This is a genomic window from Collinsella sp. TF11-5AC, from assembly GCF_003436775.1.
Taxonomy (GTDB): domain Bacteria; phylum Actinomycetota; class Coriobacteriia; order Coriobacteriales; family Coriobacteriaceae; genus Collinsella.
Map to the genome: position 1 here is coordinate 18,589 of NZ_QSQO01000028.1, position 9,554 is coordinate 28,142.

Genomic DNA, 9,554 nt, shown 5'->3' on the forward strand with positions numbered 1-9,554 from the left:
AAGCCCGCGCGAGGGATGGGGATGGCCTCGCGCGGGAAAAGCGGTCGCGTCCGCACGGTGGGGTGGGGTCGGGCGCGGTAGCTCCTATTGGGGAAGCTCGATCTCGGCTTCCGATGGGATGCGGAAGTAGGTCTCGGTCCAGTCGGTGAGCTTGTGCTCGAGCTCGCGGGTGATGGCGCCATCGAGCATGCGCCAAGTCCAGTTGCCGCCCAAGGTGGCAGGGGTGTTGATACGTGCCTCGTTGCCCAGATTGAGCAGGTCCTGCATGGTATAGATACATGTGTCGCTCACGCTGGCGGCAATGGTGCGGTTGAGCGCGTCAGCTATGGACTCGCCTGCCTGCTGATGGGTGTACAGGGCTGCCTGCTCGCGCTGACGCGGGGTGGCCGTTCCCTCATACCAGCCGCGCGCCGTCTCGTTGTCATGCGTACCGACATAGGCGACGGTGTTGGCAATGTAGTTATGCGGCAGGTAGTACGAGTTGGTGCCCTCAAAGGCAAACTGCAGGATCTTCATGCCAGGGAAGCCCGTGGTATCGCGCATGTCGATGACGCCGGGGGTAAGAAAGCCCAGGTCCTCGGCGATAATAGGCAGCGTGCCGAGCTTCTCCTCGAGCGTCTTGAAGAGCTTGAGGCCGGGTCCCTGCGTCCACGAACCATATGACGAATCGGGAGAGGAGAACGGCACCTCCCAAAATGCCTCAAAACCGCGGAAGTGGTCCAGACGGATAACGTCGTACATGTTGAGTGCGGCGCGGATGCGGCCCTCCCACCAGGAGAAACTGTCGGCTTCCATGGCGTCCCAGTCGTAGATGGGATTTCCCCAGTACTGGCCGGTGGCCGAGAACTGGTCGGGCGGCGTGCCGGCGACGCTCACAGGATTGCCGGCGGCGTCGATCTTAAAGAGCTCGGGAGTGGCCCACATCTCGACGGAGTCGCGTGAGACATAGATGGGCAGGTCGCCGATGATCAGGATGTCGTGCTCGTTGGCATAGGCCTTAAGGCGGCTCCACTGGCGGTCAAAGAAGTACTGCGTCATCTGGTGGTAGAGCATGCGCGCGGGATGGGCGGCGCAGACCTTGGCAGATGCTTCGCCGCGGGTGCGCAGTTCTGCGGGCCACTCCCAAAAGGCCTTGAGTCCGCACTCCTCTTTGACGGTCATGAACTCGCAGTAGGGAATGAGCCAGTCTTCGTTTGCCTGGACAAAGTCGTCGAAATCGGCTGGCTTGTCGGAGGCGAAGCGTTCGGCGGCACGGTCGAGAATCCGGCGGCGGCCGCTAAAAATCGCGCCATAGTCAACGTTGTTGGGGTCGGAGCCCAGATAAACACCGTCGATATCGCACTGCTCCAGATAGCCGGCCTCGATAAGCTCGGCAAAGTCGATGAAATTGGGGTTGCCCGCACGGGCCGAGAACGACTGATAGGGAGAATCGCCATAGCTCGTCGTCGTAAGGGGCAGAATCTGCCAATAATGTTGTTTGCACGAGGCGAGGAAATCGACAAAGTCGTAGGCGTTCCAGCCAAAGCCGCCGATGCCGTACGGTCCGGGCAGGGATGAGATGGGCATGAGAACACCGCTCGCACGCTCCATGGATGTGCTCACCAACCTTCTTGTTGTGGGATCGGCCTGCAGATGGGTGAACAGCCCGTCCCGAGTTTTAGAGTCGATGTCCCTATTGTAGAACATGTTGTTTAAACATGTATAGGCGAGATTAAAAAGTTGGCCCATTTTCGGTAAATGGTTACGCGTCATGAAAAAGCCCCGGTCTCACATCGTGAGATCGGGGCAAGAGCGGTATGTAGGTTTTTGCTACTCGGCGTCGGCGAAGCCGTTGGGGTTATGGCTCTGCCAATTCCAGCTGTCGCGGCACATGTCCGCGATATCGTACTGGGCCTTCCAGCCCATCATGCGCTCGGCCTTGGAGGCATCGCACCAGTTGGCAGCGATATCGCCGGCACGGCGTTCGCGAATCACATAGGGCAGCTCCTTGCCGCACGCCTTGGAGAAGGCAGCGACGACCTCGAGCACCGAGGTGCCGGTGCCGGTGCCCAGGTTAAAGATTTCGACGCCGGTTTTGCCGTTCATCCAGTTGAGGGCGGCAACGTGACCAGATGCCAGGTCGCACACGTGGATGTAGTCGCGCACACCGGTGCCGTCGGGGGTGGGGTAGTCGTTGCCAAAGACCTGAACGGCCTCGAGCTTGCCCACGGCGACCTGGGCGACGTAAGGCACCAGGTTGTTGGGGATACCCTTGGGATCCTCGCCGATCAGGCCCGACGGATGGGCGCCGATGGGATTGAAATAACGGAGCAGCACGACGTCCCACTCGGGGTCGGCGGTGTGGACGTCCATGAGGATCTGCTCGATCATCCACTTGGTCCAACCATAGGGGTTGGTCGCGGGCTTCTTGGGGTCCTCTTCGGTGACGGGCGGATTGTCCGGATCGCCGTAGACGGTCGAGGAGCTCGAGAAGATGATGGACTTGCAGCCGTGGTTGCGCATGACATCGATGAGCACCAGGGTGTTCTCGATATTGTTGTGGTAGTACTCGACGGGCTTGCTCACCGATTCGCCGACGGCCTTAAAGCCGGCAAAGTGGATGACGCGGTCGATCTGATGGGTATCGAAGATCTTGTTCATCGCATCGCGGTCGAGCACGTTGGCCTCGTAGAAGGTGAGGTTCTTGGCGGCCTCATCGCCCACGATGGTCTTGACGCGGTCGATGGCAACGGCGCTGGAGTTGGAGAGGTCATCGACGATGACGACCTGGTAGCCACCCTCGAGCAGCTGAACGACGGTGTGCGAGCCGATAAAACCGGCGCCACCGGTAACGAGGACGCAGGTGTCTTTGGGGTCGAGTGCTTTGGACATGTAGTCTCCTATCGAATCAGGAACACTTCTAGAGGGGAGTATAGCGCAGGCGGGGACGCCCAAATGGTGCACTGTAGGAAAAGCAGAGGATTATGTTAACGTACTCATATAAGAGCTTGCTCAATTGTTACCTCAAATTTGACAATTGCTTACGAGCCGCCGACCTTGTAGTTTCCTGCCGTTCGTGGAAATCGTTGGGACGCGCCATATGTACGCTAATATGTATGAGTTGAGCGACATATAAATAAGCATGTAACGGAGTACATATGTCACCAAACAGCGATTCCATCCTTTCCCAGGAGCTCTCGCGCCGCACTGCCCTTAAGGCCCTGTTCGGCGCCGCTTCTGCGGCAGTTCTTTTTGGCCTGCCCACTCGCGCCCATGCGGCGGAGGCTTCCAAAGAAACCACCGATAAATTGAATGCCGCCCAGGCCCAACTCGACGAGGTTCAGGCCCAGCTCGACAGCATCGCAAATGAGTATGCGGCGCTGGCCAACAAGAATGCCCAGACCCTCAACGACATCGAGAATGTCCAGGGCAAGATTGACGACACGCAGGCCCAGATCGATGAAAAGAAGGCCGAGCTCAAGAAGAAGCGCAACGACCTTTCCGATCGCGTGGCCGCCAGCTACAAGTCCGGCGGTACGAACATCCTGTCGCTGCTGCTGGCCTCTGGCTCGTTTGAGGAACTCGTCGCCAACGCGCATTACGTTGAGAAGATCAACAAGAGCGACCGCGATGCCATCGAGGATATCCAGACGATTCAGGCCGAGCTCGACGCACAGAAGACCGAGCTCGAAGCACAAAAGGCTGACCTGGAGAAACTCAAGGATCAGCAGATGGCTCAGATGCAGGATATGCAGGCCAAGCAGCAAGAGGTCCAGACCGTGCTGAACGGTCTTTCCGACGACGTCAAGGAGCTCATGGCTCAGCGTGATTCCGAGATTCTCGCTGCCGCCCAGGCCGAGGAGGCCGCTAGGAAGGCCGCCGCTGCCGCGGCTGCCGCGAACAAGAACAATTCCTACTCGGGTGGTTCGAGCTCGGGCGGTGGATCGTATGCGCCCGGAACTCCGCAGCAGAATGCCGGCTCGGGCAAGCAGCAGGCCGTCGTCAACGCGTGCTACTCCACGCCTTCGCCGGGTCAGAACTGGTGCGCGGCGTGGGTTACCAATGTCTTCCGTAACGCCGGCGTTGGCTACTTTGGCGGCAACGCGTGTGACATGTTCAACGCCTGGTGCTATAGCTCCGACCGCTCGGCGCTGCAGGTGGGCATGATCGTGGCCGACTCCTCGCATAGCGGCACGGGTGCTCCGGGCCTTATCTACGGTCATGTGGGTATCTACGTTGGCGGCGGCATCGTTATGAGCAACGAGGGTGCCATTACGTCTAAGTCGCTCGATTCGTTCATTAGCTTTTACGGTACTGGCTCTGGCGTGCGCTGGGGCTGGCTCGGCGGTATTGCGCTGTCGTAACGATGAGTTGGGCCGGGACAGTCCGAGAGGCATAAGGTTGCCTGCTCGGACAGTCCTGCTCGCGCGGAGAGCACATTAAGTGCTCTCCGGCTCGTGCGGAACTCGCGATCAACCTTATGCCTCTCGGACTGTCCCAGCCCTCTCGGGTTCGGGGCGCGACTCACCGGACTGGTTGTCTGAATAAAAGAAAGTGAAGGCCCCTTTCGGGGCCTTCTTTGTTAAAGGAATTCGCCGATTCGGTGGACTTCGGGTTGTAGGTCTACTCCGAATTGGTCCTTGACGGTTGCTTGAATGTGGCGGATGAGTTCGTCGACGTCGGCGGCGGTGGCGTGGTCGGCGTTGACGATGAAGCCGCAGTGCTTCTCGCTCACCTGCGCGCCGCCGACAGCATGGCCGCGCAGGCCGGCATCCATGATGAGCTTGCCGGCAAAGTAGCCCTCGGGGCGCTTGAAGGTGGAGCCGGCACTCGGCATGTCGAGCGGCTGCTTGTCCTCGCGGCGCTGGCGGTAGCCGTCCATGTCGGCCTTGATCATCGCGGCGTTGCCCGGTGCGAGGTTGAAGGTGGCAGAAAGAACGATAAAGCCGTCGTCGGCGATGCGGCTCTTGCGATAGCCCAGGTTGAGCTCATCGACATCGAACTCGATGATGTTGCCGCTGCCGCGGGTGCCGTCGTCGAGCATGCGAGCGGGTTTGTAGACGCGCACGGACCCCAGCACATCGGCCATGCAGGCACCGTAGGCACCGGCGTTCATGTAGCAGGCGCCGCCGACCGATCCGGGGATGCCCGAGATGGGCTCCATGCCGGTGAGACCGGCCTCGGCTGCCGCAGCGGCGACATCGGAAAGCAAGGCGCCGGCTGCCGCCGTGACGTGCGTGCCGTCGACCGTAATGTCGGAGAGTCCCTCGCCCAGCGCCACGACGACGCCACGGATGCCCTTGTCGCCGACGAGCAGGTCGGAGCCGTTGCCCACGATGGTGAGGGGCAGATCGCAGCGATAGCAGGTATCGAGCGTGGCGACGAGGCCCTGCTCGGTATCGGGCGTGACAAAGACGTCGGCCGGGCCGCCGATCTTAAACGTGGTGTGCTCGCGCATGGGCTCGCTCATCAGCACGTTGTCCTCGCCGGCAACGCCAGCAAGCGCGCACAGCAGGTCCTCGTTAAAAAAGTCGTTCTCGTGCATACGAATATCCGCCTTTTGGTGGTCGTTGTCATCAATCGATTGCAATATACCCCACCCGGACGGATTTGGTGCGCTGGCGGCGATAAAACAGCCGTCTACCGGATTGGTAAAGTGTTTATCACCGAGGTAGAGGGGCGGTCGCTATACTTTCAAGAGATTGCGCGTAAACCTGGAAGGAGCGAGATGGCCAACAAAGTCACCCTCAAGCAGATCGCCCAGGAGGTGGGGCTTTCCCCCTCGTCGGTCTCGCTTGTTCTCAATAATCGGCCCTGTCGCATCTCGGAAGAAAACCGCAAGCTCATCAAGGAGGTCGCGGCGCGCAACCACTATGTTCCTAACCAGATTGCGCGTAGTCTGGTCATGCGCGAGTCGCGCACGCTGGGCCTTATCGTCCCTAACATCGAGAGCCGCTTTTTTGCCTCGCTCGCCGGGAGCTTGGAAAAGCGCTGTCGCGAGGACGGCTATGCGCTCTTCATTACCAGCTCGGGCGGAAGCGCCGATGACGATCTGGAGCTGCTGCGCCAGCTGGTGACGCGCGGCGTTGATGGCGTCTTCCTGGTCGTGGGCGACGAGTTCTCCGACGACCGCGCCCTGCGCGAAGAAGTCAGCCACCTGCCCATCCCGGCCGTAATGGTCGACCGTGCCATTGAGGGACTCGAGTGCGACAAGGTGATGTTCGACCACGAGATGGGCGGCTATATGGCCACCCGCTATCTGATCGAGCAAGGCCACCGCCGCATTGCCTGCCTGGTTAACGCGCGCCGCTCCAATACGGGTCGCAAGCGACTTGCCGGCTATGAGCGCGCGCTGCGCGAGGTTGGCCTGCCGATCGACGCGCGTTTGGAGTTTGAGAGCGAGTACTACATTCCGAGCGCATACGAGGCCTCGGAGGCAGTGCTCGCAACTGACGCCACTGCCGTGTTCGCAAGCTCAGATAACATTGCCCTCGGTTTGCTCAAGCGCTTACACGAGATGGGGAAGAGCATCCCGGGCGATATCTCGGTGGTGAGCTATGACAACTCGGCGGCCGACGTTCTCTTTGAGCCGGCGCTGACCGCGATTGAGCAGGACCCTGGTGTCCTTGCGGAGCATGCTTTTGGCTGCATGTCCAAGCGTCTTGCCGGTAGGGGCGGCAGGCGTGCCGAAGAGGTCGTTCTGGAGCCGGAGCTTATCGTTAAGGACAGCGTGCTCGAGCTTACTAAACACAACTAAACACGTTTACCAATTTGCAGAGACCGAATGTGGAGCACCTGTGACAATCAACGCCGCAGGTGAATGTCGCGTTTTGCTAATCGATGGGATTGATAAGGGTGATAAAACGTTTTTTCACCATGATAAAACGTTTTAGCAAATATACTGGTCCCAACGAAAGGTTGCCGTATTGGAGGGTGACCGCACAGCGAAGGGACATAAACAATGGCTAAAACACTGGGGACGCCGTGGCAAAAGCTGGGCCACGAGGTGCCGGCTTCCGAGCTCGAGGGCGTCGACCTGTATTGGCGCGCATCGAACTATCTGTCCGTCGGTCAGATCTACCTTCGCTCTAACCCGCTAATGCGCCCCGACTTTGTCGACGAGAAAACCGGTGAGGTGCGCGACTTCGGTCGTCCGGACGTTAAGCACCGCCTGGTTGGCCACTGGGGCACCACGCCCGGCATCAACTTCCTGCTCGGTCACGTCAATCGACTGATCGCCGACCACAACCAGAATGCTATCTTCTTGATGGGCCCTGGTCACGGTGGCCCCGCCGGTACTGCTCAGTCGCTGCTCGACGGCACCTACCGCGAGATTCGCCCCGACATCACCAATGACGAGGCAGGCCTGCAGAAGTTCTTCCGCCAGTTCTCCTATCCCGGCGGCATCCCGAGCCACTTTGCGCCCGAGACGCCCGGTTCCATCCACGAGGGCGGCGAGCTCGGCTACACGCTCAGCCACGCTTACGGTGCCGTCATGGACAACCCGAGCCTGTTGGCCGTGGCCGTGGTGGGCGACGGCGAGTCCGAGACCGGCCCGCTCGCGACCTCTTGGCAATCCAACAAGCTCGTGAACCCGGCAACCGACGGTATCGTTTTGCCGATCCTGCACCTCAACGGCTACAAGATCGCCAACCCCACCATCCTCGCCCGCGTGTCCGACGAAGAGCTCACCAAGTTCTTTGAGGGCATGGGCTATAAGCCGCACTTCTTTGTCGCCGGCTTTGACGACGAGAGCCACGCAAGCATTAATGCGCGTTTCGCTGCCCTGTTTGAGCAGGTCTTCGATGAGATCTGTGACATCAAGGCAACCGCGCAGGCCCAGGCCGCCGCAGGCGAGACCGTGGTCCGCCCGGCCTACCCCATGATTGTGTTCCGCACGCCCAAGGGCTGGACCTGCCCCAAGCAGATCGACGGCAAGAAGACCGAGGACTCCTGGCGCGCGCATCAGGTGCCGCTGGCGAGTGCCAAGGACACCCACGAGCACTTCCGCGTGCTGCGCGAGTGGCTGCGTTCCTACAAGCCCGAGGAGCTCTTTACGCCCGAGGGCCAGGTGCGCCCCGAGGTGACGGCCTTTATGCCGACCGGCGAGCTGCGCATCGGCGCCAACCCCAACGCGAACGGCGGTAAGGTGCGTCGCGAGCTCGAGCTGCCCGATATTCATGCCCACGAGGTCCCCGTCGACACTAATGGTCATGGCTGGGGCTCCACCGAGGCCGCCCGCGTCTTTGGTGAGTACACTGCCGACGTTCTGGCCAAGAACATGGATGACTTCCGCATCTTCGGTCCCGACGAGACCGCGTCCAACCGCCTGCAGGCTGCCTACAAGGTGACCAAGAAGCAGTGGGACGCCGGCTTCTACGAGGACGAGGCCAACGACGAGCTGCTGGCAGGCTCCGGTAAGGTCGTCGAGCAGCTGTCCGAGCACCAATGCGAGGGCTTCCTCGAGGCCTACGTGCTCACTGGCCGTTCCGGCGTGTGGAGCTCCTACGAGAGCTTTGTCCATGTGGTCGACTCCATGGTCAACCAGCACTGCAAGTGGCTCGAGGCTACCAAGCGCGAGATTCCGTGGCGTGCCCCCATCAGCGGCCTTAACATTTTGCTGTCGAGCCACGTCTGGCGTCAGGACCACAACGGCTTCTCGCATCAGGACCCCGGCTTTATCGACCTGCTGCTCAACAAGGCCAACGACACGCACATCGTAAACGCCTACTATCCGGCCGACGCCAACATGGCTCTCGCCGTGGCCGAGCGCGTCTACCAGTCCACTGACTGCGTCAACGCCATCTTCTGCGGCAAGCAGCCTGCTCCGACCTTCCAGACGGTCGACGAGGCCAAGGCGGAGCTCGCCGAGGGCGTTGCGACCTGGGAGTGGGCATCGACCGCCGATTCGCTCGCCGAGGCCGACGTCGTGGTCGCCACCTGCGGTGACGTGCCGACGCTTGAGGCTCTGGTTGCAACCGACATGCTGCGCGAGCTGGGCATCAAGGTATGGTTCGTCAACGTGGTCGACCTGCTCAAGATTCAGAACGTCTGCGAGAACGACCAGGCTCTCAGTGACGAGCGCTGGGCTGAGCTGTTCGGCTGCGGCGATAAGCCTGTCCTCTTCGCGTTCCACGCCTATGCCGGCACGATTCGCCGCCTGATCTGGAACCGCCCCGGCCACGACGCCTTCCGCGTCCACGGCTACGAGGAGAAAGGCTCCACGACAACGCCGTTCGACATGCTGCGCCTGAACAACATGGACCGCTGGGCACTGGCCGCGGACGTGCTGCGCATGGTCGACGCCGATAAGTTTGCCGAGCAGATTGATAAGTGGGAGGCATTCCGCACCGAGGCCTTTGAGTTCGCGTGCGATGAGGGCTACGATCACCCGGCCTTTACCGACTGGGTCTGGCCCGACGCCGCAGCCGCAACTGCTGCCGACGGCGCACTCTCCGCAACGCAGATGACCGCAGGCGACAACGAATAACATCCGGGACGGTCTCGCGCTGGGGCCGCCTCCGGGCGGGTGCCTTCCTCTGAGAAGTGGGCTTCGCGAACTTCTCAGAGGAAGG

6 protein-coding genes are annotated in these 9,554 nt (G+C 60.9%); 3 read left to right on the forward strand and 3 right to left on the reverse strand.

Annotation, left to right across the window (positions count from 1 at the left end):
* Positions 1–84: 84 nt before the first annotated feature.
* A complete protein-coding gene (gene malQ / locus DXD16_RS09510) occupies positions 85–1,602 on the reverse strand; it encodes a 4-alpha-glucanotransferase (protein ID WP_233502696.1) in 1,518 nt (505 codons plus the stop codon).
* Between the two features lie 207 nt (positions 1,603–1,809).
* Positions 1,810–2,871 carry a UDP-glucose 4-epimerase GalE gene (gene galE / locus DXD16_RS09515; protein WP_117655924.1) on the reverse strand — a complete coding sequence of 354 codons (1,062 nt, stop codon included), beginning with the start codon at positions 2,869–2,871 and terminating at the stop codon, positions 1,810–1,812.
* Positions 2,872–3,137: 266 nt separating this feature from the next.
* Between galE and DXD16_RS09520 the strand changes: the two genes are divergently transcribed.
* The gene (locus DXD16_RS09520; RefSeq protein WP_117584255.1) at positions 3,138–4,343 is read left to right on the forward strand and encodes a CHAP domain-containing protein; all 1,206 of its coding nucleotides are present in this window, start codon (positions 3,138–3,140) and stop codon (positions 4,341–4,343) included.
* Positions 4,344–4,561: 218 nt separating this feature from the next.
* Here the strand turns inward: DXD16_RS09520 and murB are convergent, their stop codons facing one another.
* Complete coding sequence (murB, locus tag DXD16_RS09525) at positions 4,562–5,524, reverse strand: UDP-N-acetylmuramate dehydrogenase (protein WP_117655925.1); 963 nt, start codon at positions 5,522–5,524, stop codon at positions 4,562–4,564.
* A gap of 183 nt (positions 5,525–5,707) precedes the next feature.
* On the opposite strand from murB, the gene DXD16_RS09530 reads away from it, so the two are divergent.
* Positions 5,708–6,736, forward strand: coding sequence for a LacI family DNA-binding transcriptional regulator (locus DXD16_RS09530; protein ID WP_089573627.1), 1,029 nt, complete (start codon positions 5,708–5,710; stop codon positions 6,734–6,736).
* Between the two features lie 204 nt (positions 6,737–6,940).
* Positions 6,941–9,469, forward strand: a complete 2,529-nt coding sequence (locus tag DXD16_RS09535; RefSeq protein ID WP_117655926.1) for a phosphoketolase — start codon at positions 6,941–6,943, stop codon at positions 9,467–9,469.
* Positions 9,470–9,554 lie beyond the last annotated feature (85 nt).